Origin of the sequence: Streptomyces sp. AM 2-1-1, from assembly GCF_029167645.1 — a bacterium.
Taxonomy (GTDB): domain Bacteria; phylum Actinomycetota; class Actinomycetes; order Streptomycetales; family Streptomycetaceae; genus Streptomyces.
This window is the reverse complement of sequence record NZ_CP119147.1, coordinates 3,583,544-3,609,736: the sequence shown is the minus strand read 5'-3', so window position 1 is coordinate 3,609,736 and position 26,193 is coordinate 3,583,544. Positions and strand designations below refer to the sequence as shown.

Annotated in this window: 26 protein-coding genes and 1 tRNA gene; 14 read left to right on the top strand and 13 right to left on the bottom strand. The window is 69.6% G+C overall.

Translation table 11 applies throughout. The annotated features are described in order from the left end of the window. Window positions 1-218 precede the first annotated feature (218 nt). From dnaA to PZB77_RS15630, 9 genes are all read left to right on the top strand, one after another. Window positions 219-2,006, top strand: coding sequence for a chromosomal replication initiator protein DnaA (gene dnaA, locus PZB77_RS15670; RefSeq protein WP_275493222.1), 1,788 nt, complete (start codon window positions 219-221; stop codon window positions 2,004-2,006). Between the two features lie 1,240 nt (window positions 2,007-3,246). Continuing rightward, complete coding sequence (dnaN, locus tag PZB77_RS15665) at window positions 3,247-4,377, top strand: DNA polymerase III subunit beta (protein ID WP_275493221.1); 1,131 nt, start codon at window positions 3,247-3,249, stop codon at window positions 4,375-4,377. Between the two features lie 156 nt (window positions 4,378-4,533). Continuing rightward, window positions 4,534-5,412, top strand: coding sequence for a phosphogluconate dehydrogenase (NAD(+)-dependent, decarboxylating) (gene gnd / locus PZB77_RS15660; RefSeq protein ID WP_275493220.1), 879 nt, complete (start codon window positions 4,534-4,536; stop codon window positions 5,410-5,412). A 38-nt stretch (window positions 5,413-5,450) separates the two neighbouring features. Continuing rightward, window positions 5,451-6,575, top strand: coding sequence for a DNA replication/repair protein RecF (gene recF / locus PZB77_RS15655; RefSeq protein WP_275493219.1), 1,125 nt, complete (start codon window positions 5,451-5,453; stop codon window positions 6,573-6,575). 128 nt (window positions 6,576-6,703) lie between these two features. Further along, on the top strand, window positions 6,704-7,198 hold the full coding sequence (locus tag PZB77_RS15650; protein ID WP_275496079.1) for a DciA family protein: 495 nt from the start codon (window positions 6,704-6,706) through the stop codon (window positions 7,196-7,198). 452 nt (window positions 7,199-7,650) lie between these two features. Further along, window positions 7,651-9,720: a DNA topoisomerase (ATP-hydrolyzing) subunit B gene (gyrB, locus tag PZB77_RS15645; protein WP_275493218.1), complete on the top strand. Its 2,070-nt coding sequence runs from the start codon at window positions 7,651-7,653 to the stop codon at window positions 9,718-9,720. Between the two features lie 46 nt (window positions 9,721-9,766). After that, complete coding sequence (gyrA, locus tag PZB77_RS15640; protein ID WP_275493217.1) at window positions 9,767-12,394, top strand: DNA gyrase subunit A; 2,628 nt, start codon at window positions 9,767-9,769, stop codon at window positions 12,392-12,394. A 93-nt stretch (window positions 12,395-12,487) separates the two neighbouring features. After that, a complete protein-coding gene (locus PZB77_RS15635; RefSeq protein ID WP_275493216.1) occupies window positions 12,488-13,054 on the top strand; it encodes a DUF3566 domain-containing protein in 567 nt (188 codons plus the stop codon). 71 nt (window positions 13,055-13,125) lie between these two features. Further along, a tRNA-Ile gene (locus PZB77_RS15630) sits at window positions 13,126-13,199 on the top strand. A 279-nt stretch (window positions 13,200-13,478) separates the two neighbouring features. On the opposite strand, the gene PZB77_RS15625 is transcribed toward PZB77_RS15630, so the two are convergent. Next, window positions 13,479-13,685 (bottom strand): hypothetical protein, encoded by a 207-nt coding sequence (locus PZB77_RS15625; protein WP_275493215.1) that lies wholly within the window; start codon window positions 13,683-13,685, stop codon window positions 13,479-13,481. Window positions 13,686-13,772: 87 nt separating this feature from the next. Here PZB77_RS15625 and PZB77_RS15620 point away from each other — a divergent pair, with 87 nt between their 5' ends. Together PZB77_RS15620 and PZB77_RS15615 are read left to right on the top strand one after the other, a co-directional pair. After that, the gene (locus tag PZB77_RS15620; protein WP_275493214.1) at window positions 13,773-14,798 is read left to right on the top strand and encodes a LuxR C-terminal-related transcriptional regulator; all 1,026 of its coding nucleotides are present in this window, start codon (window positions 13,773-13,775) and stop codon (window positions 14,796-14,798) included. Window positions 14,799-15,180: 382 nt separating this feature from the next. Further along, window positions 15,181-15,423, top strand: coding sequence for a helix-turn-helix transcriptional regulator (locus tag PZB77_RS15615; protein WP_275493213.1), 243 nt, complete (start codon window positions 15,181-15,183; stop codon window positions 15,421-15,423). Between the two features lie 47 nt (window positions 15,424-15,470). Here PZB77_RS15615 and PZB77_RS15610 read toward each other — a convergent pair whose 3' ends face one another. Both PZB77_RS15610 and PZB77_RS15605 read right to left on the bottom strand, forming a co-directional pair. Further along, on the bottom strand, window positions 15,471-15,674 hold the full coding sequence (locus PZB77_RS15610) for a hypothetical protein (protein WP_275493212.1): 204 nt from the start codon (window positions 15,672-15,674) through the stop codon (window positions 15,471-15,473). 130 nt (window positions 15,675-15,804) lie between these two features. Next, window positions 15,805-16,317, bottom strand: a complete 513-nt coding sequence (locus tag PZB77_RS15605; protein ID WP_275493211.1) for a hypothetical protein — start codon at window positions 16,315-16,317, stop codon at window positions 15,805-15,807. 301 nt (window positions 16,318-16,618) lie between these two features. Here PZB77_RS15605 and PZB77_RS15600 point away from each other — a divergent pair, with 301 nt between their 5' ends. The 3 genes from PZB77_RS15600 to PZB77_RS15590 are packed head-to-tail and all read left to right on the top strand — an operon-like array spanning window position 16,619 to window position 19,041. After that, window positions 16,619-17,980, top strand: a complete 1,362-nt coding sequence (locus PZB77_RS15600; protein WP_275493210.1) for a helix-turn-helix transcriptional regulator — start codon at window positions 16,619-16,621, stop codon at window positions 17,978-17,980. Window positions 17,981-18,015: 35 nt separating this feature from the next. Next, window positions 18,016-18,630, top strand: coding sequence for a 2'-5' RNA ligase family protein (locus tag PZB77_RS15595; RefSeq protein WP_275493209.1), 615 nt, complete (start codon window positions 18,016-18,018; stop codon window positions 18,628-18,630). A gap of 57 nt (window positions 18,631-18,687) precedes the next feature. Further along, on the top strand, window positions 18,688-19,041 hold the full coding sequence (locus tag PZB77_RS15590) for a DUF6233 domain-containing protein (RefSeq protein ID WP_275493208.1): 354 nt from the start codon (window positions 18,688-18,690) through the stop codon (window positions 19,039-19,041). Between the two features lie 65 nt (window positions 19,042-19,106). Here the strand turns inward: PZB77_RS15590 and PZB77_RS15585 are convergent, their stop codons facing one another. The 10 genes from PZB77_RS15585 to PZB77_RS15540 form a co-directional block, all read right to left on the bottom strand. After that, complete coding sequence (locus PZB77_RS15585; RefSeq protein WP_275493207.1) at window positions 19,107-19,856, bottom strand: phage antirepressor KilAC domain-containing protein; 750 nt, start codon at window positions 19,854-19,856, stop codon at window positions 19,107-19,109. A 417-nt stretch (window positions 19,857-20,273) separates the two neighbouring features. Then, the gene (locus PZB77_RS15580) at window positions 20,274-20,624 is read right to left on the bottom strand and encodes a hypothetical protein (RefSeq protein ID WP_275493206.1); all 351 of its coding nucleotides are present in this window, start codon (window positions 20,622-20,624) and stop codon (window positions 20,274-20,276) included. Then, a complete protein-coding gene (locus PZB77_RS15575) occupies window positions 20,614-21,048 on the bottom strand; it encodes a hypothetical protein (protein ID WP_275493205.1) in 435 nt (144 codons plus the stop codon). Before PZB77_RS15575 ends, PZB77_RS15580 begins: the two co-directional genes overlap by 11 nt. Then, complete coding sequence (locus PZB77_RS15570; protein ID WP_275493204.1) at window positions 21,048-21,320, bottom strand: hypothetical protein; 273 nt, start codon at window positions 21,318-21,320, stop codon at window positions 21,048-21,050. The genes PZB77_RS15575 and PZB77_RS15570 overlap by 1 nt, the downstream gene beginning before the upstream one ends. Continuing rightward, entirely contained in the window at window positions 21,320-21,475 is a 156-nt protein-coding gene (locus tag PZB77_RS15565; protein WP_275493203.1) for a hypothetical protein, read from the bottom strand. Before PZB77_RS15565 ends, PZB77_RS15570 begins: the two co-directional genes overlap by 1 nt. Window positions 21,476-21,477: 2 nt before the next feature. Next, window positions 21,478-21,708 carry a hypothetical protein gene (locus PZB77_RS15560; protein ID WP_275493202.1) on the bottom strand — a complete coding sequence of 77 codons (231 nt, stop codon included), beginning with the start codon at window positions 21,706-21,708 and terminating at the stop codon, window positions 21,478-21,480. A 2-nt stretch (window positions 21,709-21,710) separates the two neighbouring features. Continuing rightward, window positions 21,711-22,553 (bottom strand): N-acetylmuramoyl-L-alanine amidase, encoded by an 843-nt coding sequence (locus PZB77_RS15555; RefSeq protein ID WP_275493201.1) that lies wholly within the window; start codon window positions 22,551-22,553, stop codon window positions 21,711-21,713. Next, window positions 22,553-22,828 (bottom strand): hypothetical protein, encoded by a 276-nt coding sequence (locus PZB77_RS15550; RefSeq protein ID WP_275493200.1) that lies wholly within the window; start codon window positions 22,826-22,828, stop codon window positions 22,553-22,555. Before PZB77_RS15550 ends, PZB77_RS15555 begins: the two co-directional genes overlap by 1 nt. 63 nt (window positions 22,829-22,891) lie before the next feature. Then, window positions 22,892-23,392 (bottom strand): hypothetical protein, encoded by a 501-nt coding sequence (locus PZB77_RS15545; RefSeq protein WP_275493199.1) that lies wholly within the window; start codon window positions 23,390-23,392, stop codon window positions 22,892-22,894. A 12-nt stretch (window positions 23,393-23,404) separates the two neighbouring features. Then, window positions 23,405-26,188, bottom strand: coding sequence for a hypothetical protein (locus PZB77_RS15540; RefSeq protein ID WP_275493198.1), 2,784 nt, complete (start codon window positions 26,186-26,188; stop codon window positions 23,405-23,407). Window positions 26,189-26,193 lie beyond the last annotated feature (5 nt).

The following is a 26,193-nucleotide window of genomic DNA, read 5'->3' as shown; positions in this document are numbered from 1 at the left end:
TGGTCACGGTACGCGCGGCTACGCCATCCGGTCAAACTCGCCTCGGCCGACCCCCCACTATGCACAGGCTGTGGACAACAACTTGAACCGGGCGGGTCGCCGTGACTACCGTGGCTGAACTCCGGTTTCTTTTCGTTCCCCCTGCCGGGCCCGACCCGACCCGACCCATTCCGTCCCGGGAACCACACATTCGTGGGACATGCGAGAGAGCGTGCCTTGTGGCTGATGTACCCGCCGATCTTGCCGCAGTGTGGCCACGCGTGCTGGAACATCTCCTCGGTGAGGGCCAGCAGGGCATCGAGCCCAAGGACAAGCAGTGGATCGAGCGGTGCCAGCCGCTCGCCCTGGTGGCCGACACCGCGTTGCTCGCCGTACCCAACGAGTGGGGCAAGCGGGTCCTGGAGGGCCGGCTGGCGCCGCTCATCAGTGAGACGCTGACGCGGGAGTGCGGCCGCACGATCCGGATCGCGATCACCGTCGACGACTCGGTGGGCGAGCCCACCCCTCCGGCTCCGCCGCTGCACCAGACCCAGCAGGGCCGGCAGAACCACCGGTACCCGAACCCGCAGCACGATGATCCGCAGCGCGGCGACCCGTACGACACCTACGGTCACCGCTCGCAGGACGACGGGATGCCGACCGCCCGGCCCGCGTATCCGGAGTACCAGCAGCGTCCGGAGCCCGGCGCCTGGCCGCGCACCCAGGAGGACCTCTCCTGGCAGCAGCCCCGGCACGGCGGCTACCAGGACCGCGAGCAGCCGGCGGACCAGTGGCGCGAGCCGTACGGCGGCACCGGCCGTCCGCAGCAGCCCACCCACGACTACCGGTCGCAGCCACCGGAGCGGCAGGGGTACGAGCCCCAGCGGTCCGAGCGGCACGACCTCCAGGACCAGCAGCACCGGAACGGGCGGGCCGGCGGCGGGATGCCGGGACAGGGCTCGCAGCAGTCCCCGGCGCCGGGCCCGGGCGAGCCGCACGCCCGGCTGAACCCCAAGTACCTCTTCGACACGTTCGTCATCGGCGCGTCCAACCGGTTCGCGCACGCGGCGGCGGTGGCGGTGGCCGAAGCACCCGCGAAGGCGTACAACCCGCTGTTCATCTACGGGGAGTCCGGCCTCGGCAAGACCCACCTCCTGCACGCCATCGGCCACTACGCCCGGAGCCTCTACCCGGGGACTCGGGTGCGGTACGTGAGCTCCGAGGAATTCACCAACGAGTTCATCAACTCGATCCGCGACGGCAAGGGCGACACCTTCCGCAAGCGGTACCGGGACGTCGACATCCTGCTCGTCGACGACATCCAGTTCCTGGCGAGCAAGGAGTCGACGCAGGAGGAGTTCTTCCACACGTTCAACACGCTCCACAATGCCAACAAGCAGATCGTGCTCTCCTCCGACCGGCCGCCCAAGCAGTTGGTGACGCTGGAGGACCGGCTGCGGAACCGGTTCGAGTGGGGTCTGACCACCGATGTGCAGCCGCCCGAACTGGAGACGCGGATCGCGATCCTGCGCAAGAAGGCGGTGCAGGAGCAGCTGAACGCCCCGCCGGAGGTGCTGGAGTTCATCGCCTCGCGGATCTCACGCAACATCCGTGAGCTGGAGGGCGCCCTCATCCGCGTGACGGCGTTCGCGAGCCTCAACCGGCAGCCGGTGGACCTCGGACTGACCGAGATCGTGCTGAAGGACCTCATCCCCGGCGGCGAGGACTCGGCTCCGGAGATCACCGCACCCGCGATCATGGCGGCGACGGCCGACTACTTCGGGTTGACGGTCGAAGACCTCTGCGGGTCCTCGCGCAGCCGGGTGCTGGTGACGGCCCGGCAGATCGCCATGTACCTCTGCCGTGAGCTGACCGATCTCTCCCTGCCGAAGATCGGCGCGCAGTTCGGCGGCCGCGACCACACGACGGTGATGCACGCCGACCGCAAGATTCGCGCGCTGATGGCCGAGCGGCGCTCCATCTACAACCAGGTCACCGAGCTCACCAACCGCATCAAGAACGGCTGACGCGCCCCAAGGCGCACCCGCAGGCGTAAGGGCGGCCAGGCCACGTGCCGCCCCGTCGGCCGCGGTCCCGTGCTCCCGCGTTCCCGGACCGGCGTTCCCGGACCGGCGCACCCCACCCGGCGCACTCCACCCACAGACGGTGGACAACGAGGCGCCCCACCCGACCCGTTCGCGGTCCGGTGGGGCGCCTTCGGCGTTCCCGGTGCGCGCCACCGCCGCCCCCGGTGAGTACCCCCACTGTCCGCGCGGCCACCGGCGCCCCTCGGCCGAGGGCGTCTCCCCGTCCGGGGGCGTCCCACGGTCGGGGGCCTCCCACGGAGTGCTTCCGCAGCCTCTCCGCCCTTCCCGTCGACCCCTTCTGGCCCTCCTCCGCCGTCCCGAGCGGGCTCGCCCGCGGGTTTTCGAGCACTGCGGAGGGCCGTGGTGCCTTCGTTCCGCCCGGTGTCGCCGCTTCTCACCGTTCGAACAGAAGGTCACGGATCAGCTGGGACCTGGCTTCTCCACAGATGGAGCCGGAATCTTCCCTCCACAGCCTGGGGACTGGGAAGTTGTCCAGATTGCTTCCACAGGGCTGGCTGCCGATACTCCATCAGGCCAGGTCAACCGCCTGGGGATTTGTGGTCAACAATGATCCACAGCCTGTGGATAAATTTTCTGTCCACAGGACGCTGCCCCGGTTGTCCACCGGCAACTCACAGGATCGGCTGGCTTGTCCCCAGGAGAGACGCCCTTCTCCACACCGCTGTCCACTGTTCGGCAACACGACACCCCTCCTCACCACGAGGAGTGAAAGGCGTCACACCGAGGGGACCGGTGGGCCTGTGGGGAACCCGGATAAAGCTGGGGACAGGCCTGGGGAGAAGTAGACCCCTCCTGTGCATCGGGTGTGCACAACTTCCGGGTGTCCACAGAAGTGCCTGGTTATCCACTGACCGCGCCCACAGGGGCGGTGGACAAAAAACCGGCTCTGAGCTGCGAAAACGACGTTATCCACGGTTTCCACAGGCCCTACTACTACTACCCCTCAGAGTTAGCAAGGAATCAGCTTCGAAGTGGGGGCTGTGCACAACTTGGCCTGCCGAGCTTTCGGACCGCTGCGGGCGACTTGACCCCGAGCAGCGACGAGTGTCGGTGCCGTAGGTCAGACTGGACCCCGGCGTCCTCCCCGGCCCCCCGGCCGACGGACCCGATCGACGACGAGGCCAGCAGGGCGAGCGAGCAACAGCAGGAGGCGGTTCCGGTGAAGATCCGGGTGGAGCGCGATGTACTCGCGGAGGCGGTGGCCTGGGTGGCCCGCAGCCTCCCGGCCCGTCCGCCGGCGCCCGTCCTCGCGGGCCTTCTGCTGAAGGCCGAGGACGGTTCCCTCAGCTTCTCCAGCTTCGACTACGAGGTCTCCGCGAAGGTCTCCGTCGACGCCGAGGTCGAGGAGGACGGCACGGTCCTGGTCTCCGGCCGCCTGCTCGCCGACATCTGCCGCGCCCTGCCCAACCGCCCGGTGGAGATCTCCACCGACGGTGTGCGCGCCACCGTCCTCTGCGGGTCGTCGCGCTTCACCCTCCACACACTGCCTGTGGAGGAGTACCCGGCGCTGCCGCAGATGCCGACCGCCACCGGCACGGTGCCCGGTGAGGTCTTCGCCTCCGCCGCCGCCCAGGTAGCCATCGCCGCGGGCCGCGACGACACCCTCCCGGTGCTCACCGGCGTCCGCATCGAGATCGAGGGCGAAACCGTCACGCTGGCCTCGACCGACCGCTACCGCTTCGCCGTCCGCGAGTTCCAGTGGAAGCCGGAGAACCCCGACGCCTCCGCCGTGGCCCTGGTGCCCGCCAAGACGCTGCTGGACACCGCCAAGGCGCTCACCAGCGGCGACACGGTCACGCTGGCGCTCTCCGGTGCCGGAGCGGGCGAGGGCCTGATCGGTTTCGAGGGGGCCGGCCGCCGTACGACCACCCGTTTGCTCGAAGGCGACCTGCCGAAGTACCGCACGCTCTTCCCGACCGAGTTCAACTCCATCGCGGTGATCGAGACCGCGCCGTTCGTCGAGGCCGTCAAGCGTGTGGCTCTCGTCGCCGAGCGGAACACCCCGGTCCGGCTCAGCTTCGAGCAGGGCGTGCTCATCCTGGAAGCCGGTTCCTCGGACGACGCACAGGCTGTGGAGCGCGTCGACGCGGTGCTGGAGGGCGACGACATCTCCATCGCCTTCAACCCGACCTTCCTGCTGGACGGGCTGAGCGCCATCGACTCCCCGGTCGCCCAGCTCTCCTTCACCACCTCCACGAAGCCCGCCCTGCTCAGCGGCCGTCCGGCCGTCGACGCGGAGGCGAACGACGCGTACAAGTACCTGATCATGCCGGTCCGCCTCTCCGGCTGACCCGCTGTCCGTGCCGTCCGGCACGAGGTACCCGTACCCAAGACAGAGGATCCGGCGGGCAGGCTCGGCGCTGAGCTTGCCCGCCGCTCCGTGTCCCGGCCCCGGGCGTAGGCTCGGAGCCGGGAACGTATCGGCACAACGTTTAAGGAATCTCTGATGGAGCTCGGTCTCGTCGGCCTCGGCAAGATGGGCGGCAACATGCGCGAGCGCATCCGCCGCGCTGGCCACACCGTCATCGGTTACGACCGGAACCCGGACGTCGCCGATGTCCACAGCCTCGAAGAGCTCGTGGGCAAGCTGAAGGGCCCGCGCGTGGTCTGGGTCATGGTCCCGGCCGGCGCCGCCACGCAGTCCACCATCGACGAACTCTCCGAGCTGCTGCAGCCCGGCGACATCGTCGTCGACGGTGGCAACAGCCGCTGGACCGACGACGAGAAGCACGCCGTCGAGCTGGGCATCAAGGGCATCGGCTTCGTCGACTGCGGCGTCTCGGGCGGTGTCTGGGGCCTGGAGAACGGCTACGCCCTGATGTACGGCGGCAAGCCCGAGGACGTCGAGAAGGTGCAGCCGATCTTCGACGCGCTCAAGCCGGAGGGCGAGTTCGGTTCCGTCCACGCCGGCAAGGTCGGTGCCGGCCACTTCGCGAAGATGGTCCACAACGGCATCGAGTACGCCATGATGCAGGCCTACGCCGAGGGCTGGGAGCTCCTGGAGAAGGTCGACTCCGTCACCGACGTGCGCGAGGTCTTCCGCTCCTGGCAGGAGGGCACCGTCATCCGCTCCTGGCTGCTCGACCTCGCGGTCAACGCGCTGGACGACGACGAGCACCTGGACGGCCTGCGCGGCTACGCCGCCGACTCGGGCGAGGGCCGCTGGACGGTCGAGGCCGCCATCGACAACTCGGTGCCGCTGCCCGCGATCACCGCGTCGCTCTTCGCGCGCTTCGCGTCGCGCCAGGACGACTCGCCGCAGATGAAGATGATCGCCGCGCTGCGCAACCAGTTCGGTGGCCACGCGGTGGAGAACAAGAAGTAGTACGCACGCACAGCAGGACGGACGGAAGGCCCGCGACCATGCACGTCACGCATCTCTCGCTGGCCGACTTCCGCTCGTACGCCCGGGCCGAGGTTCCTCTCGACCCGGGCGTCACCGCGTTCGTGGGGGCCAACGGCCAGGGCAAGACCAACCTCGTCGAAGCGGTCGGCTACCTCGCCACCCTCGGCAGCCACCGCGTCTCCTCGGACGCCCCCCTGGTGCGGATGGGGGCCGAGCGGGCCGTCGTCCGGGCCTCGGTGACCCAGGGCGAGCGCTCCCAGCTGATCGAACTGGAGCTGAACCCGGGCCGCGCCAACCGCGCCCGGATCAACCGCTCCTCGCAGGTACGGCCCCGTGACGTGGTGGGCATCCTGCGGACCGTGCTCTTCGCCCCCGAGGACCTGGCGCTGGTCAAGGGCGACCCCGGGGAGCGGCGCCGGTTCCTCGACGAACTGGTCACCGCCCGCACACCCCGGATGGCGGGTGTCCGCTCCGACTACGAGCGGGTGCTGAAGCAGCGCAACACCCTGCTGAAGTCCGCCGCGATGGCCCGCCGCCACGGTGGCCGCTCCATGGACATGTCCACGCTCGACGTCTGGGACCAGCACCTGGCCCGGGTCGGAGCCGAACTGCTCGCGCAGCGGCTCGACCTGATCGCCGTCCTCCAGCCGCTCACCGACAAGGCGTACGGCGACGTCGCACCGGGTGGCGGCCCGGTGGGCCTGGAGTACCGCAGCTCGGTGGACGAGAACCCGGCCCGCACCCGCGACGAGCTGTACGAGCAGGTGCTGGCCGCGCTCGCCGGCGTACGGAAGCAGGAGATCGAGCGCGGGGTGACCCTGGTCGGTCCGCACCGGGACGACCTGCTGCTGGGCCTGCGCCAGATGCCCGCGAAGGGGTACGCGAGCCACGGCGAGTCATGGTCGTACGCGCTGGCGCTGCGGCTCGCCTCGTACGAGCTGCTGCGGGCGGAGGGCAACGAACCGGTGCTCGTCCTCGACGACGTCTTCGCCGAGCTGGACGCGCGGCGCCGCGAGCGCCTCGCGGAGCTGGTGGCGCCGGCCGAGCAGGTACTGGTGACGGCCGCCGTGGACGACGACGTGCCGGGGGTCCTCGCGGGCACCCGGTACGAGGTCGCGGCCGGCGAGGTGACCCGGCTGTGAGCGGGAGGGAAGACGGTCCGCGGGGCGTCCCCGAAACCCCCGGAAGCGGCGCGGCGGACGGCGGTAGGGCCGAGAGCGGTGGGGCCGGCGGGAAGGGCTCCGCGGGCAAAGCGCCCGAGCCCTCCGGGGTGGACCTGGCCCGGGTGGCGCTGCGGGCGGCGAAGGAGCAGGCCGCGGCGCGCGGCGCGGCGGTCCAGCAGCGCAGACAGGCCGGACGCGGGGGCGGACTGCGCTCCGGCGCCCGGTCCGACGGCCGGGACCCGCTGGCCCTTGGCTCGGCGATCAACCGGCTGATCACCGAACGGGGCTGGGAGACGCCCGCCGCGGTGGGCGGCGTGATGGGCCGGTGGCCGCAGATCGTGGGCGCCGACCTGGCCAAGCACTGCGTACCGCTGAAGTACGACGAGGCACCCGAGGCCCGGGTGCTGACGGTCCAGTGCACCTCGACGGCGTGGGCGACGCAGTTGCGGCTGCTCGCGCCCCAGCTGGTGGCGCGGCTCAACGCCGACCTCGGGCAGGGCACGGTCCGCGTGATCAAGGTGCTCGGTCCCGGCGGACCGCAGCGCCGGTACGGGCCGCTGCGCGCCCCCGGTTCGACCGGTCCCGGCGACACGTACGGCTGACGGTCCGCCGTCCGCACCGGGCCGGGCCCCGTGAGGGGCCGCCTCCCCCGGGGCGGTTTCCGGCCCGGATGTCCAGGGCTCGTCGACCCGGTCGGCGGGCCCTTTTCGCCGTCCGGCATCCGGGTGCCCGCGCGGTGCCGGCGCCCCGAGGACTTCCGGCTTGTGCCGTTCTGCGGTGGTTGAAACCTCGGAGGGCCGAGCGGGTGTCCCTCACCGTAGTGGGAGGTTGACAGGCGGAAGCGCTCAATGCCCGCGTGAGCCTCTCAGGGCCCCGTCCCGGATATGGGGAGTCGTCAGCCGCCGGTTCAGGGCGGCACATGCGGACTCAGGTACCCGCAAACCCCCATTCGGGTCGGCGCTAGCGGTAGACTGATGAACAATCCCGCTACTGAGCGGGTGTCGTCGATTACCAGCCGAACGACGCAGCCGCTCCTCCTGCCGGAGAACGGCCTGTGCTGTGCCAGAAAGGGCGCTTCGTGGCCGATTCCGGCAACCCCAACGAGAACAACCCGTCCACAGCCGGCGAACACGGCGAGGTCACCGCCTCGTACGACGCCAGCGCGATCACCGTCCTCGAAGGACTGGACGCGGTCCGTAAGCGACCCGGCATGTACATCGGCTCGACCGGTGAGCGTGGACTCCACCACCTCGTGCAGGAAGTCGTCGACAACTCCGTCGACGAGGCCCTCGCCGGGCACGCCGACACGATCGACGTCACGATCCTCGCCGACGGCGGCGTCCGGGTCGTCGACAACGGACGCGGCATCCCGGTCGGCATCGTGCCCTCCGAGGGCAAGCCCGCCGTCGAGGTCGTGCTGACGGTCCTGCACGCGGGCGGCAAGTTCGGGGGCGGCGGCTACGCGGTCTCCGGCGGTCTGCACGGTGTGGGTGTCTCCGTCGTGAACGCCCTCTCCACCAGGGTCGCCGTCGAGGTCAAGACCGACGGCCACCGCTGGACGCAGGAGTACAAGCTCGGCGTGCCGACGGCGCCGCTGGCCCAGCACGAGGCCACCGAGGAGACCGGGACCTCGGTCAGCTTCTGGGCCGACGGGGACATCTTCGACACCACCGAGTACTCCTTCGAGACCCTCGCGCGCCGCTTCCAGGAGATGGCGTTCCTCAACAAGGGCCTCACGCTCAAGCTCACCGACGAGCGCGAGTCGGCGAAGGCGACCGTCGGTGCCGACGAGGCCGAGGCCAGCGCGAGCGCCGAGGAGCCGCCGGCGCGCACCGTCTCGTACCACTACGAGGGCGGCATCGTCGACTTCGTGAAGTACCTCAACTCGCGCAAGGGCGACCTGATCCACCAGTCGGTGATCGACATCGAGGCCGAGGACAAGGAGCGACTCCTCTCGGCCGAGATCGCCATGCAGTGGAACACGCAGTACACCGAGGGCGTGTACTCCTTCGCCAACACGATCCACACGCACGAGGGCGGTACTCACGAAGAGGGCTTCCGCGCCGCGCTGACCTCACTGGTCAACCGGTACGCGCGCGACAAGAAGCTGCTCCGGGAGAAGGACGACAACCTCACCGGCGAGGACGTCCGCGAGGGCCTCACCGCGATCATCTCGGTGAAGCTGGGCGAGCCGCAGTTCGAGGGCCAGACGAAGACCAAGCTGGGCAACACGGAGGCGAAGACCTTCGTGCAGAAGGTCGTCCACGAGCAGCTCACGGACTGGTTCGACCGCAACCCCAACGAAGCGGCCGACATCATTCGCAAGGGCATCGCCGCGTCGACGGCCCGGGTGGCGGCCCGCAAGGCGCGTGACCTGACCCGCCGCAAGGGCCTGCTGGAGAGCGCCTCGCTGCCGGGCAAGCTGAGCGACTGCCAGTCGAACGACCCGACGAAGTGCGAGATCTTCATCGTCGAGGGTGACTCCGCCGGTGGTTCGGCGAAGTCCGGCCGCAACCCGATGTACCAGGCCATCCTGCCGATCCGCGGCAAGATCCTGAACGTCGAGAAGGCCCGGATCGACAAGATCCTCCAGAACACCGAGGTCCAGGCGCTGATCTCGGCGTTCGGTACCGGGGTGCACGAGGACTTCGACATCGAGAAGCTCCGCTATCACAAGATCATCCTGATGGCGGACGCCGACGTCGACGGCCAGCACATCAACACCCTGCTGCTGACCTTCCTCTTCCGCTTCATGCGCCCGCTGGTCGAGGCCGGTCACGTCTACCTCTCGCGCCCGCCGCTCTACAAGATCAAGTGGGGCCGGGACGACTTCGAGTACGCCTACTCGGACCGCGAGCGGGACGCCCTCGTGGCGCTCGGCAAGCAGAACGGCAAGCGGATCAGGGAAGACTCGATCCAGCGCTTCAAGGGCCTCGGCGAGATGAACGCCGAGGAGCTGCGCATCACCACGATGGACATCGACCACCGGGTGCTCGGCCAGGTCACCCTCGACGACGCGGCGCAGGCGGACGACCTCTTCTCGGTGCTGATGGGGGAGGACGTCGAGGCACGGCGCTCGTTCATCCAGCGCAATGCCAAGGACGTCCGCTTCCTCGACATCTGAGTCGGCCGTACAAGCAAGCCGCCGCCCGAAAGGACTTTGACCAGCAATGGCCGACGAGAACACCCCTGTGACACCGGAAGAACAGCCCGCCGCGGCCGGCGTGGGCATGCGTGTCGAGCCCGTGGGGCTCGAGACGGAGATGCAGCGCTCCTACCTCGACTACGCGATGTCCGTCATCGTCTCGCGTGCGCTCCCCGACGTGCGGGACGGCCTCAAGCCCGTCCACCGCCGGGTGCTCTACGCGATGTACGACGGTGGGTACCGCCCCGAGAAGGGCTTCTACAAGTGCGCCCGCGTCGTCGGTGACGTCATGGGTACGTACCACCCGCACGGCGACTCCTCGATCTACGACGCCCTGGTGCGCCTCGCGCAGCACTGGTCGATGCGCATGCCGCTGGTGGACTCCAACGGCAACTTCGGTTCCCCGGGCAACGACCCGGCCGCCGCCATGCGGTACACCGAGTGCAAGATGATGCCGCTCTCCATGGAGATGGTCCGCGACATCGACGAGGAGACCGTCGATTTCAAGGACAACTACGACGGCCGCAACCAGGAGCCGGTGGTCCTGCCGGCGCGCTTCCCGAACCTGCTGATCAACGGTTCGGCCGGTATCGCGGTCGGCATGGCGACCAACATCCCGCCGCACAACCTCCGCGAGGTCGCGGCCGGCGCCCAGTGGTACCTGGAGCACCCGGAGGCCTCGCACGAGGAGCTCCTGGACGCGCTGCTCGAACGCATCAAGGGCCCGGACTTCCCGACCGGCGCGCTGGTCGTGGGCCGCAAGGGCATCGAGGAGGCGTACCGCACCGGTCGCGGCTCCATCACGATGCGCGCGGTCGTCGCGGTCGAGGAGATCCAGAACCGGCAGTGCCTGGTCGTCACGGAGCTTCCGTACCAGACCAACCCGGACAACCTCGCGCAGAAGATCGCCGACCTGGTGAAGGACGGCAAGATCGGCGGGATCGCGGACGTCCGCGACGAGACCTCCTCGCGCACCGGTCAGCGCCTGGTCGTCGTGCTCAAGCGCGACGCGGTCGCCAAGGTCGTGCTGAACAACCTCTACAAGCACACCGACCTCCAGACGAACTTCGGCGCCAACATGCTGGCGCTCGTCGACGGGGTGCCGCGCACCCTCTCGATCGACGCGTTCATCCGCCACTGGGTGACGCACCAGATCGAGGTCATCGTCCGGCGCACGAAGTTCCGGCTGCGCAAGGCGGAGGAGCGGGCGCACATCCTGCGTGGCCTCCTGAAGGCCCTGGACGCCATCGACGAGGTCATCGCCCTCATCCGGCGCAGCCAGACCGTGGAGGTGGCGCGGGAGGGCCTGATGGGCCTCCTGGAGATCGACGAGCTCCAGGCGAACGCGATCCTGGAGATGCAGCTGCGCCGTTTGGCCGCGCTGGAGCACCAGAAGATCACCGCGGAGCACGACGAGCTCCAGGCGAAGATCAACGAGTACAACGCGATCCTGGCCTCGCCCGAGCGGCAGCGCCAGATCGTCAGTGAGGAACTGGCGGCGATCGTCGAGAAGTTCGGCGACGACCGGCGTTCCAAGCTGGTCCCCTTCGACGGTGACATGTCCATCGAGGACCTGATCCAGGAAGAGGACATCGTCGTCACGATCTCCCGCGGCGGCTACGTGAAGCGCACGAAGACGGACGACTACCGCTCGCAGAAGCGCGGCGGCAAGGGCGTGCGGGGCACGAAGCTGAAGGAAGACGACATCGTCGACCACTTCTTCGTGTCGACGACCCACCACTGGCTGCTGTTCTTCACGAACAAGGGCCGGGTCTACCGCGCGAAGGCGTACGAACTCCCGGACGCCGGCCGGGACGCGCGGGGCCAGCACGTGGCGAACCTGCTGGCCTTCCAGCCGGACGAGCGGATCGCGCAGATCCTCGCGATCCGCGACTACGAGGCGGTGCCCTACCTCATCCTGGCCACCAAGGGCGGCCTGGTGAAGAAGACGGCGCTCAAGGACTACGACTCGCCCCGTTCCGGCGGTGTCATCGCGATCAACCTGCGGGAGACCGCGGACGGCAGCGACGACGAGCTGATCGGCGCGGAGCTGGTGTCGGCCGACGACGACCTGCTGCTCATCAGCAGGAAGGCCCAGTCGATCAGGTTCACCGCGACCGACGACGCGCTGCGCCCGATGGGCCGCGCCACCTCGGGCGTCAAGGGCATGAGCTTCCGCGAAGGCGACGAGCTGCTCTCGATGAACGTCGTCAGGCCCGGTACGTTCGTCTTCACCGCGACCGACGGCGGGTACGCGAAGCGCACCCCCGTCGACGAGTACCGCGTCCAGGGACGTGGCGGTCTGGGCATCAAGGCCGCCAAGATCGTGGAGGACCGCGGGACCCTCGTGGGGGCCCTGGTGGTGGAGGAGACGGACGAAATCCTCGCCATCACCCTCGGCGGTGGTGTGATTCGCACGCGAGTCAATGAAGTCAGGGAGACGGGCCGTGACACCATGGGCGTCCAACTGATCAATCTGGGCAAGCGGGATGCCGTCGTCGGCATCGCGCGCAACGCCGAGGCGGGCCGTGAGGCGGAAGAGGTCGATGGGACCTCCGAGGCCGAGGACGGTTCGGACGAGGTATCGGCCGAAGGTCTGGCCGAGGGCACTGTCGAGGGCACGGAGCCCTCGACCGGGGAGCACGAGGAGTAAAGCGTGAGTGGAGCCACGGGCGCCGATTCGGCCGCTTCCGAAGACGGAGCGAACGGTGCCCGTGGCCCTGCCACGGACTCCCAAGGGGGCACTGTGACGGACACTCGGGGCCCGCAGCCCCAGTACGAGGGCTACGCGAACGGGCCGCTGCCCGGGGAGCGGGAGCCCGCGCAGGGAACGGCGGGTCCGTACCACCCGCCGCAGGCGTACGAGTCGCCGGCGGGGGGCCGACAGGCCACCGGCGGGCAGGGCGTACGTCTGCCGCGGACAGGGGCGCGGACCACTCCGCGTACCCGTAAGGCACGACTGCGGGTGTCGAAGGCCGACCCGTGGTCGGTGATGAAGGTGAGCTTCCTGCTCTCCATCGCGCTCGGCATCTGCACCGTGGTCGCGGCCGCGGTCCTGTGGATGGTGATGGACGCCATGGGCGTCTTCTCCACCGTGGGCGGCACCATCAGTGAGGCGACCGGGTCCAACGAGAGCAACGGCTTCGATCTGCAGTCGTTCCTCTCGCTGCCGCGCGTCCTCGTCTTCACGTCGGTCATCGCGGTGATCGACGTGGTGCTGGCCACCGCGCTGGCGACGCTGGGCGCCTTCATCTACAACCTGTCGGCGGGATTCGTGGGCGGCGTGGAGCTCACGCTGGCCGAGGACGAGTAACCCGCGGGCTATCGATTTTGGGACTGGCCCCGACGTGCGCTAATCTTCAGAAGTCAGCGCAGCAGCGCGGCGGGGCTATAGCTCAGTTGGTTAGAGCGCATCCCTGATAAGGATGAGGCCACAGGTTCAAATCCTGTTAGCCCCACCGAGGCATAACGCCTGGTCAGAAGGCCGGTAGATCCCCAGGATCTACCGGCCTTCTACATTGGTGGATCTTGCTACCCCGCTACTGCCCCGTAACTTCTTCCCTCGGCAGCTTCCAGCAGGCGTAACTTCCTGCTGGTCCGGCCCGTATCCGTGGAGCCGGTACCGGAATACTCTGGGCACCACAGCACAGCGCCCCCTGCCGATTGAGACGGCAGGGGGCGCTGGCATGTTCCGGTCGCGGACCTCCCGAGTACCTCGACCGGACGATGGCGGGTGCTCAGCCCCAGCCCACGTCGTTCGTGCCCGTGGTCGGCGTCGCGCTGGGCGTCGGGGCCGGGGGGTTCGCAGGAGGGGTGCCCCAGCCGACGTCCTCCACCGTGGCGGTCGAGGCGTCCTCCGCCGAGGCCGTAGCCGTGAGGCCGGTGACGGCCACGCCGCTGAGCAGGACGGAGGCAAACAGGGTGGCGATCGTCCTTCGGGACATCGAGACCCCTCCTTTCGAACGGACGTTCGCTTCAAACGCCGTGTAATCACTCTGGCACGGAGGGGTCGGCCCGCCAAGCGACATGCCATGCTGAAACATGCACGTGCTGTTTCCGGCACGCCGCGAACGGGGGAAAAAATGACGGAAGTTGGGCAAAGTAGACACGCGCTACTCGCGGAGAGCGCCGTTGAAACGTACCGTGCGGTCGCTGCCGGAGAGAAAGCCGCCGACGAAGCCGCCGTGGCCGAACTCCATGCCCTCCAGCTACTCACCGACGACCCCTACTGCCCTGGCCGCCATCTGGCCCGCGACCCACGCTCTGTCGCCCGTGAACTGATGACCAGCGCCCTCGCCGACCTCACGGCCACCGTCGAGCGCATCTCGCAGATCCCAGCCGTCCAGGGCCTTGCCAACCTGTACGACCCCCATCGCTTCTACGGGGGCCCCGGCAGCGAATACTTGGGGACGCCGGCGCTGATGAACGCGCGGATCGGCCCCCTCACCGATGCATCGGACACGGAGATCTACACGGCGCAGCCCGGCGAGCCAGCCGACCGTGATCCCGAGACCCTCCGGGGCGGAGCCGAGCGCACCGCAGACGCATGCCGCCGCGGCGTCCAGGTCCGCTCCCTCTACACCGCCCGCGTCGCCGACCACCCCCAGACCTCCGAGCACGTCGACACGCTGGTTGAGGCGGGGGCGGAGATCCGGGTGCTCGGCACCCCCTTTCCCCGGATGGTGCTCCTGGACCGCCTGCACCTCTTCATTGACAACTTCGTCGTCGAGGGCGCGGAGGCCCACTCCGGGTGGCATGTCTCGGATCGCAGCGCTGTGATGTGGGCCCGCAGCATTTTCGCCGACTACTGGTCCCGGGCGACCCCCTGGCAGGCCCTCAGCAGGGCGGCCACGGACGCTGTGAGCACCGCACGTCAGCGAGCCGTGCTGCGCGAACTGGAGGCGGGGCAGTCGCAGAGACAGGCAGGTGCGCGTCTACGCATGGCTGAACGCACCGTCGCCAAGGAACTGGCCGCCCTCCGCGACCGGCTCGGGGTTCGCACCCTCTACCAAATCCTGGTGTGGTGGGGGCGTACGCCGGAGCGTGATCTTCCTTGAATCGCACATCGTGTCATGACTCTGTGGACATTGACCTACACCCTGTAGATCGTCTGTGCCCCTGCGTAGAGTGACGTGTGGGGAGGCGGTCTTCGGTCCGCCGCCTGACGCACAGCCCCAGACAGACCCGTCCCGGATGCTCGGGAGGCTCCGGGTCGGAAGACGCCCCCCTGCCGAGTTCACCGGCAGGGGGGCGTTCTGCTGGACACAGTAAACCGCCCCACCCCGCGCAAGGGGTGGGGCGGTTCGGCCCGGCCGGAAATGGCCGAGCGGGACCTGGTCGTGTTGGACGCACATCACAACGCGACCAGGCCGGTCCATGATCCCGAGATTTACCTGATCAGGTAGAGACATTCAGCCGTGATCATTTCAGCGTGGGGGGATGACGACCGAGCCGCTCCCGGACTGGGTGCTACCCCGTCGGGAGGAAGTCGGCCGCCGCTTGCGCGCCGCCCGCACCGATGCTGGCCTCACGCAGATACGGCTCGGGGAACGCGCCGGCCTGGACCACAAGACGGTGCACCGCAGCGAGTACGGCATCAGCGACCCGAGCCTCTCGATGCTGCTCCGCCTGGCCGCAGCGCTCGACACCCCGCTCGCCGACCTCGTCCGCGAGCAGCGGTAGGCCCGCCCGCACCCTGCCGCCGCCGACCTTGGGTACGAGCGGGGGCTTCAGCGGCGGTTAGCAGCCTCCTCGGCCATCGCTCGCCGGTGTTGTCCGCCGCGGCTGCGCGCGGGCGGCTGGCACGCTTCATCGCCGTCGGCATGGGCGTACATGTCGGGCCGGGCGCCGGACATGGAGTGCCCATCGGCGACGACGACGGGCACTCCGATGATCGCCTTGTCGCAGTCGATGCAGATGCGGGACCCGGTCATCGGGCTGCCCTCCATGCCTGCTTGAGCGCGGACACCTGTTGGCACCTGCCGCCGGACCGGCACCGCGCACACTCGACGGTGTGCATCAGGTACAGGCGATAGGCGGCATCCTCCACCGCACGGGCTGCTGTCACTGAATCCTCCCAAGGGGGGTCGGCAATTCGTCAGCAAGTTGCTGCTCAGCCGCCGTGCCGAGCTCCACGAGCGCAGCTACCGCCGCCGGCACGCACAGGTCGCCGGGGCGCCTGGGGGGTTGGAGCCATCCCGCGTGGCCCTGCTGCGGCTCTCCGGCGCGCGGCAGCCGCGGCACACCGAGATACGTCGACAGACCGAGACACGGAGCAGCAGGGCCGTACGACCAGCTGTCCGCCGTCCCCACAGGCACCAGCGCGTAGAGGTACGTCGTCGTGTAGAACGCCGGCCCGCCCAAGAGTTCACTGAGGCGGTCAGCGACAGCGCTCCACACGGACGAGCCTGCCGCGGCCCTGACCGTCAAGACGGGAATCCGTACCGCCTCGTACGTACCGCCGAGCGGGACGACGGTCACGTCATCGAAGCGCCAACTTCGGGCACCGCCACGCTCGGCAGGGTGACCCTGCGTCAGCCATGCGGCCACACGGTCCTGATGAAGGAACTGCTCCATGCCACGAAGGTCCCACCGCTGGGCTCGGAAGTCGCGGGCACAGATGTCCACGATTCCTGGCACTCAAGATGGCATCTGACCTGCGCCTCTACCAAGTTTGAAACCACTTTTTGGACGATAGGGGGGTACAGGTCTGACCGATCTTGTGCTCGACGCGTAGCCGGATGGCTACCTTGGGTGCACCGCGCACTTGGGGAGAGCGATGACGCCACCACGACCGGTCGGCAGCAAGGCCGATCGAGACAGCCTCCGCCACGAAATGGCTGCCGCCGGCTGTACCACCGAGCAAACGGTCACCGAGATGCGCGCGCGCTTCCGGCTCCGGGCCCGCGAAGCATGGCGGCACGCCCACGGCTGGACCCTCCAGCACGCCGGCGAGCGCCTGGAGCAGGAAGCCGCGCGCGCTGGAGAAACCGTGGCCGCCGACGCGTCCCTCGTCGCGAAGTGGGAAAAATGGCCTGGTCCTTCGGCCAGGCGGCCCTCAGTCGCAGTCCTCACCGCGCTGGCCCGCGCCTACGGCTGCACCGTCGAGCAGCTGCTCGACCTAGACGACTGGCGCGCCCTTCCCCCGGCGGAAGCCGCCCTCCTTCGGCGCCCGCACCCCGCCATGCCGGACACCCCGACCGCAGACCCCGCCCCGATCCCAAACCCGGAGCCCACCGGTGTCTCCCTGATCCACACCGCCGCCGATGAGTCCGCAGCGTGGGCGCAGTGGGCCGAGGCGACCAACGTGGGCCCCCTCGCCCTGGAGCAACTCCTCGCGGACACCCGCGGTCTCGCCGCCGACTACCTCACCCAGGATCCGGCCGGTGTCTTCCGCAGCACACGCCGCCTCCGCGACCGCGTCTGGGCGCTCCTCGAAGGCCGCCAGTACCCCGCACAGTCCCGGGACCTGTACGTGGCCGCCGGGTACCTGTGTGCCCTTCTCGCCTGGATGAGCAGCGATTTCGGCCAGCTCCGCGACGCCGACACCCACGGGCGCACCGCGATGCTCTGCGCGGAGCTCGCCGGCGACCACGACCTCCACGCCTGGGTCTGCTCCACCCGCAGCAAGATCGCCCTCTGGGACGGGAGGCTCCGCGATGCGGTCCTCCACGCTCGACGCGGCGGTGAGCACGCCCGCACAGGGTCCGTCGCCGTACTCCTCGCCTGCCAGGAAGCGGACTCCTGGTCGCTCCTTGGAGCTCGCGCGGAAGCCGTGACGGCGCTGCACCGGGCGGATGAAGCTGAGCAGCGTGCCGCGTCGTTAGACGACGTCGGCGGCCTCTTCAGCTGCCCACCCGTACGCCACGCGAACTACGTCACCGCCACCCTGCTCCGCACCGGCGACCCCGCCGGCGCCCTGCGCACCGCAGAGGCCGCCTTCGGCACCCAGCCCGCGCACTCGTACGGAACCACCGCGCAGATGCAGATCGCCATGGCCCAAGCCCATCTCGCGCTCCAGGACACGGACGGCGCCGGACACGCCCTCCACAGCGTCTTCGACCTCCCCGCCGACCACCGCCTGGAGCCCGTCACCGTGCGGATGCGCGACCTCTCCGCCTCGATGGCCCGAACTCGGGCAGGGGGCGCCGCCGGAGTGCGCCTCCGCGGCCAGATCGACGCATGGTGCGCCGATTCCGCCCCGAGGTACGCCCTCTCGCCAGGAGGCAGCCCGAGCTGATTTGATCTCTGGCCATGACCACAGGACTCGATAACATGCGTGATCACTGGTGGTGGCGGCCCGGGTGGGAGCCGGGTCGGCGGTTCTACACCTGGCATCTGACGTTCGACGGCCAGGAGGACGTGCACCGCGCGGCTTCCGCATACCGGGCTGGCCTCGCTCACCTTGACGGTCTGACCCTCATCCCCGACCCGTGGCTGCACCTGACGATGCAGGGCATCGGCTTCGTGGACGAGGTGGACGCGGCCACCGTGGACCAGGTCGTGTCGGCAGCTCAAGATCGGCTGGCGGCGGTGCCTGCCTTCGAGATCCAGCTCGGCGCCGGGCCGGTCGTCCTCGACCCCGAGGCGATCCTCCTGCCCGCCCGGCCCGCCGAACCGGTCCACGCCGTGCGGGACGCGGTCCGGGCCGCTATCGGCGACGTCCTGCCGGAGGTGCCCGAGCGCGCCGATGGCTTCCGCCCGCACGTGTCCGTTGCCTACTCCTCCGGCGCCGGCCCGGCCGCGCCCATCGCCGGTGGGCTTGCTGCGCTCGACGTGCCAGCCGCCACCGCCTGGATCACGGCGGCTGAACTCATCGTTCTCGGTCGGGACCGGCAGATGTACGAGTGGGAGACCGACGCCCGGGTGCCGCTCGGGCCGCCCGTGTAGCCAGGTGAAGGCTCTGCGGCCGAAGGCAGGTGGCGCACGAGACGTAGAATCGAACGCATGTCCGACCTGCCACCGGATGCCGCCCGCCTCCGCACTCTTCGCACCTACCTGGCTCTCCAACTCGAAGAGGTCGACCGGGCGATAGCGGCATCCGAGCGGCAGAAGGCGCCCTGGGTGCCGCCACCGGCCGCGCCCGCCGCGAAGGAGCCCCACCGTGCGCCCGCGCCGCCGGCATGGGGCCTCGCCCGGATCGGGCTCGGAGGCCCCGAGGCGGTGCACCGCGGTGACTGCTGGGCCGAGGGCGGAGAGATGCGCCCGCTCACCCGGGAGGACGCGGCCGCTCACCTCGCCGCGGGGACACCCGGGTGCGACGTGTGCCGGCCGGAGCGGGTTCTCCTCCGGCGGGACTGACCCCGGGCATGACGAAACGCCCCGCCCGGCACGTGGCCAGACGGGGGCGAGGTGGTTCGTCAGGTTCAGGTGACCGGGAGCGCGTCTCTGCTGCCGAGGCGGTCGGACAGCCAGTCGAGGCCCTTCGGCGTGAGGAAGGTCTGCTCAACCCACTGGTAGTTCGCGTGGACGAGCTTCACCTCCGCCCGGCCAGCGGTGATGTGGACCTCGTAGGGGATGCGCGGGTTCTGCACCTGGAGGAAGCGCAGGTCGGGTTCCCGGAGGCGGTCCATGAACTTCGTCCGCCCGAGGCCGCCAGTGAGCGTCGTGAGCGCCTTCGCCGCAGTGCCCATGTCGATCAGGCCGTCGCTGTTGCAGAACGCGTCCCACTTGCCGGCCTTCGGCGCAGCGATGGCGAGTTCGGCCTTCGTGGCGACGAGTTCCTTCGCGGCGACGACGTACTGCTCGGCGAGCGCCAGGATGCCCTCGGCGCTGCCGACGTCCGGCTTCGCCGCGAGTTCGGCCTCGCGGGCCTTCACAGCGAAGTACGTCTTGGCGGCGGCGATCTCGGGCTTGGAGGCGTCGCCGTTGAGGGCGACCTGGTAAGCGCCGAACCTGGTCAGGCGGATGTCGTCGACCTCCTGGCGGCCCCACCTGCCCCCGGCAATCACTTTACGGGCGCCCGTAAAGTGATCAAGGGGCTCCATGCCGCTATTGCTCACAGCGAGCTTCGCCTTCGCGATGACCTTCTCGAACTCCTGCCACTTCGCGTAGCCCGCCATCTGCTGGAGGTCGCGGGCAGACCAGCGCTCCTCGCCGTGGTGGTCCAGAAGCATGATTCTGTCGAACGGGCTACCCCCACTGTTGTTTTCGGGCAGCGGCACGCTAATGTCTTCGGTGTGCGTCAAGGGCTCTCTCCTTGATGTGAGCTTCGGCGGATCTGGGGTCCGCATACAAAGCTGTTCCTTGGCCGCCTTCGAATCGAAGGCGGCCTTGTGGCGTTTACATTACGCCTGCCTCCTGACGCGTGGTCACGGTCGCGCGCGGCACTGCGTGCCAGCAGCCAGTGAGTATCCAAGGATTCCTAGGAGGCGAAGTGGGCCTGAGTGTCACCGGATGCCAATGAATGATCCTTCTGCCATCGAATGCCCCTTTGGTTCTGTGATGGAGATCACATAGAAGGATGTCGATGTCCCCGTTACCCATGAAAAAGACCCCCGCCCGGCCGAGGTGGCCAGACGGGGGCGTGGTGGTCAGTCGATGCTGTAGGGGATGAGCTCCAGCGGCACTTCCTCGGGGCGTTCGCCGTGCGCGCGGAGGCGGCGCTGCTGGCGGCGGACGATCCGCATCGCGGAGCGGAGCATCTTCTCCAGCGCGGACACCTCGGCCTTCTTCGTCTCGACGAGCGCGGTCAGGTGGTCGACTTTCCGCTCCAACCGCTCGAACCGCTGCCAGATCTCCGGGGACACCTTCAGCTCGTCCCCAGCGCCGGCCCCGTCTTCGTCCTGCCCGGGGTCCGGCCTGGAGATCCGCGCCACGAGGATCGCGGCCAGACCGCCGATCACCGAGGCGATGACGCCGAGCACGGTGCCTTCACTGCCCACATCGCCCCCCTCTCTCGCACGTGCAGATACGCCGATCCCTCCCCGTGAGTGCGGCGACGATGGCCAGCAGCAGCAGGATGACCGCGTACACGGGGACGGTGGCCCAGCCGGGTGGGTACCGGCCGCTGACCGCTGCCGCGAGGTAGGCGAGTGCCCACCAGGCGGGCGGTCCGGCGACCGCGGCGAACCCCACGACGTCCCGGCCGGGGCGGCGCAACCCCGCCGCCAGGGCGAGGATCCCGCAGCCGATCCACACTCCGCCCCAGCCCTGGATGCACATGAGGTCGATGAGCGGTCCGGCCCCGGCGCGGACGGCGGGCCGGTCGGTGAGGAGTAGGCCGAGACCGACGACCACCCAGGCGGCGCCGGTCCCGGCCAGGGCGAGGCCACGCCACTGGAGGTGCCGCCACAAGGCGGCCCGCATCAGACCCCCTTGGCGAGGGACGCGCTGTTCTTCGTGCCGAACGCCCGCGCGGCCACACCCTTGAGCAGGGTCCCCGCGGCGGCGATCCCGGCGGCGGCCATCGTCTCCCAGAACGACGCGTGGAACATGTCGGCGGGCCCGGCCGCGATGGCGACACCACCGGCCGCGACCACCGCGGTGGCGAGGGTGCGCTCCGCGAGGTCGCGGGCATAGGTCTTCGCCGTCTTGATGACGGTCTCGGTGGCCGACAGGGGGAAGCGGGTCTCGGACATCAGTTGTCCTTCCGGTAGTTCGGTCCCCGGAAGGTCTCCGGGACGGGCGGGTGGGCGGCGGCGCGGGCCGCGAAGTACTCGTTGATCAGGGTTTGCGCCTGCGGGTCGAAGAGGCGGTGGGCCAGTTGCGGATCGGTGGTCGGGTTCACGGACACGGCTACTCCTCCCGGGCGGCCGCGTCGACGGCGGCACGGACGAAGCAGTCCTTCGCCTCCAGCAGCTTGCGGAGCCCGGCGGACAGCTCGGGGCCGTCCGGGAGCGCGTCCCCCAGCTGGCGGGCGAGGTCGCCGCAGGGGGCGCTCACCGCCCGGAGGTGCTCGGGCAGGTGGGCCGTGTCGAAGTAGCGGAGCAGGTGCTCGGTCGCAGGGTGGCGGAGGGGCTCAGACATGGTCAGGACTCCTTCGTGAGTGCGGCGACGTCGGCCCGCAGCTGGCGGACCTCGTCGAGGATGTGGGCGAGGTAGTAGCCGGCGGCGTGCTCGACCCGGCCGGACTTGGTGCCGGTCGCGCTGGTGCCGATCTCGCCGATCGCGGTCAGGTTGGTGTGCAGGGCTGCGACCCTGCTGTCCGTGGTCGCCACGGCGGGGGTTCCCTTCGACGGGGCGGTAGGAGTGGGGGGCACGGTCGGCTTGCTGGGCGGCTTCGTCTCAAGCCGGGCCGCGACCCGGGTGCGCATCGAGGGCATCGTGAAGCCGCGCGGATCGACCTTCCCCGGCTGCCACTCCAGGTGCCCTATGACCGAGTCCGCCTCCCAGTCGTGCGCCCGGCAGATCGCGGCCGAGACGCGCTCGATCGCGAGCAGCTGCTCAGCAGGCCACGGGTCCTTGCCGTCGCCGAGGTTGACGCACTCGAAGCCGTAGAAACGGGCGTTGCCGTCCGTGTTCGCCTCGTTGTCGGCGGGGAGCGCCGCCTCGGTGATAACCGCGCGCAGTACGTCGTCGTCGCCGAGCCCGGCGTGGTTGGCGCGGCCGTGGCCCACCATGTGGACCGTGCCCTCCTTGTCGATGACGCCGTGGCAGAGCGGCCCGGGGAGCTCGGAGTGCCCGGCGTAGCAGAGCTCCACCGAACTCGCGGTGCCCGAGGTGACGGTGTGATGGATCATCACGCCGTGCACGGGCCCCCAGAGGCCGTGGCCCTCGCGGTTGTGGGTGCGCCAGCTCTTGTACTCAACCACCCGGAGGCCCTCCGAGCGGAGGGCCAGGAGCAGGGCGTCAGCGGACAGTGGGGCAGCCATCAGCTGGCCGCCGTGGTGGTCTCGACGTCGTGCAGAACCGACGTCTGGCCGCTCCGGTTCCAGAAGATGTTGACCTGGAGGTCCACGCGCTCCGGAAGCAGGCCGCGCACGGCGGCCCGCAGTGCGGCGACCTTGTCCAGGAGGTCCTGGTCGGTCCAAGTGTCGATCTGGTCGGGGCGGACGGTGTAGGTGAGCTGCACGTCTGCGTCGAGGCTGGACACACGAATGAGTAGCTCATCGTTGGTCGCCGGGTACTTGGGCAGTGTGATCGGCATGAGCCCTCCGCGGGCATGAAGAAGCCCTGGGCCGGATGACCCAGGGCGGCGGTAGAGGGGCGGTCAGGTGAGAGCGACGGCCCCGGTGAAGTCGCTGGCGGGGCCGAGGTCCTCGAAATGCAGGTAGGCGGGTGACGTAACCGAGGCGGCCATAAGGACGGTCCCCGTGCCGGACGCGCGGGCGACGCTCCCGACCACTGTGGTGGTGATGCTCGACGCGGTGGCGTTGGTGAAGATCGAGGACAGCTCGATGCCGTAGTTGGAGGCGCCGGGCGACGGAATTCGCCATGAGTCGTAGATCAGCAAGCCTCCCAACACGCCTTTTCGCACCCGCACTTGGGCCTCGGTGGCGGCGGCAGACAACTGGAGAAGGCCTTTGACGGTGACCCTGTAGGCGCGGCCAGCCCGGAAGGTGATGCTCGGGGTGGTGATCCAGACGGCCTCGGCCGTGGTGCCGCCGAGCGGGGTGTCCGTGTTGGTCGCGGTGAACGACAAGGTGAAAGGGGCGCGCGCGTTCTCGGTCGCGGCGACCAACGCCTCCCCGGCGAAACGAGTGTCCGGCATGGATACGCCCTCCTACAGTGCGTAGACAGTGGGATCGGCAAGCCGCACGGCGGCGCCGACGACGTGGGTCTTGCTGACCCCATTGACGGACCGGATGACCGAGAAGATCTGCGGCGACACGGCGGCACTGATCGCGGTCACCGTCATCCGCTCTCCACCGACTGTGATGTCGAAGGGGAAGTGACCGGGATGGCTGGCGGTGGTGATCCAGCGGACGCCGTCTGTGTAGGCGACCGAGAGGGTCCCGGACGTCGGCGTGGCCGTGGAGGCGAGTTGTGACCCGCCGGTGTCGTACCGGCCGCGTACAGGGTCGTCGTACACCCCAACCCGGTACGGGCCAGCCGGGGCACAGACCAGCGTCAGAACCCAGGTGCGCGGGGTCGGTTCGTGCTGGATCTGGCGCACGATCAGGTCGAGAGGTCCCGGGCCGGTGTAGAGCGGGGGGTTCACGATCCGGACCAGGTGTCCGGGGCGCAGCCGCATCGCAGCGGGGATGAGCCCCGGGTGCCGGTGGAGTTCTACGCGTACGCTCGGGTAGCGGGCCTCGTCCCAGGTACCCAAGTGCACCAGCCACGAGGCGATTTGCTCGGTCTGCGCGTCGGAGCCGAGTGAGAGGGTGATCGCCTGCTCGTAGACGCCCACCCCACCGGTCTCGGGCGAAGCGGTCGAGAGCGGCCCGGTCGTGGCGACGGATCGCCCGGAGCCGCCGCCGGCGCGCGTCACCGTCATGTCATTCGTGAGGCCGTCGTCGTCGTCGGTGGGCTCCAGCGGCGCGGAGACCTCGCCCACCGCATAGTCGAGCGTGAGCGCCGGGGCCTGGTTGTACAGCGTGTTCCGTGCCCGGTAGACGAGGCCCAGCTGGTCCATCCGCTCGGCCAGGATTCCACCGTCTGTCTCCCCCACCTCGGCGAGCAGGTCGAGCAGCTGCACGCGCCCCTGCGGGCCGAGCGCTTCGGACGTCGCCCCGGGTGCGTGCCGGGCGCTGAGGCGTAGCGCCGGCTCCTCCTCGGCCAGACGTCGAGTCCGGGTGATTGCGGTCTCGCCCACGAACCCTCGGTCCGCGCCCGAGTAGAGGGTCGATCCGGGAGTCGAGATTCCGGCCCCCGGCACGGCTACGGCGGAGAGATGGCCGAGCGCCATGCCCTGCATCGACGATCCCCAGGTCCCCGTCACGCTCGTCGCGATGCCCATTGTTCCCGTGTAGACCGTCGCAGCGCCCCACCAGGAGCCGTCCGCGAGGTCCCGCCAGGCTGCGGTGAGGTAGGTCTGGCCCGAGCCGGCGTCGGTGACGAAGAGGGTGAGCCGGTTCCACCGGCCCGCGAAGTCGGCGACTGCTGCTGGGGCGGTGACGACGAAGAAGCCGACGATGGCGCCGTCGCCGTCGCGTCCTTCCACCCGGATACCGGCTGAGGACGCGTAGACGTGGGCGGACCTCATTGTGGAGCCGGTCACGCCGACCCGTAGTACCTCGGCCTGAAGTGAGGGTACGGCCGGGAGGCGGTAGACCATCTCGACCTGCCACCCCGGCGTCGTGGAGCCCGGGATGCTCCCCGAGATGGACGCGGAGGCGCCGAGCGTGGGCAGCGGCGCTGACCCCGGGAGGCTGTCGTCCGCCGCCAGCTGAAGCCCCGACGTCGCCAGCGGCCGGACCCCGAGCAGAGGTGAGTAGATCTGCTGCGCGTCGGCTCCCTCCTCCATCGGCCAATACGCCATCAGGGACGCCGCCCCCATGAGCCGCCGACGGATCGGCGATTCGAGAGGTCGGCGGCCTTGACCCAGGCGCCGGAGAATGCCCGCGGCCTGGATCGGCACCCATGCGTCGTACCCGGCACCGGTCCACCGTGGCGGCCAGGACGACACCTCACCGGCGAAGAGCCCTTCGCGGCGCTCGATCACAGCGGCACCGACGAGGGACCACACCCTTCCCGCACTGTCCGTAGTCCCGCTCGCCCCGTGCACGAGGGTGGTGAAATCCGGCGCGGCGAGCAGGGTTCCGCCGATCCCCGACCGCACCTCGACGCGGTGCACCCTGCCCGACACCGGTACAAACGCACCGCTGGTGGAGGAGCCGACCATTCCGACGGTCAGCGGTACGTCGGCCGCACCGACGGAGGTCACCCCGGCGCCGGTGACGGCCGTGCCGAGCTGTGTCCACGGTCCAGCCATCACCGGCGCCGTGTAGAAGGTCGCGGTCCACCCACCAGCACCGTTGTTGACGTCGAGCACCGCGCGGACGCACAGCCGCCCGTCGACCGGGACCGGAACGCTGGTGAGCATGTCCGCAGCGAGCGCCCCCGCAGCCGTGCCGGTGCTCGACCACGAGAGGGACAGGCCCCCGTAGGTGTTGACGATGAGTCGCCAGCAGTACCGCCCTAGGGGAAATGACCACTTCCCCGCGAGGACGATCCCGCGGTCGGTCCTCCGCCAGTCGTCGAGCGTCGCCTCCACTCGGACATCGAAGTCGCCCGGGATGGTGAGGCCGGTGCTGTGCGGGGTGGACGTGTACCCGCCATCGAGGCGGAGCCATGACTCGTCGGCCGGCAACGTGAGCCGGATCGGCGTGTTCCTGCCGAGCAGTCCGTAGTACGGGCCCATGGGGTTCCGAGGAGAGAGCGCTCCTCCGTCGTTGTTGAGGAGGACCGAGCAGGACGCGGGGTCGGCCTGTGAAGCCCCGGGCGCCGTGCCGTGCACGATCCGCACGGGTTCCCGGGTGTACATCCGCGAGGTGATGTCCACCCACGTGCCACCGAGCAGCAGCTCGCCGCGCAGATCGAGTGGGTCTTCCGGGTACGCCACTACGG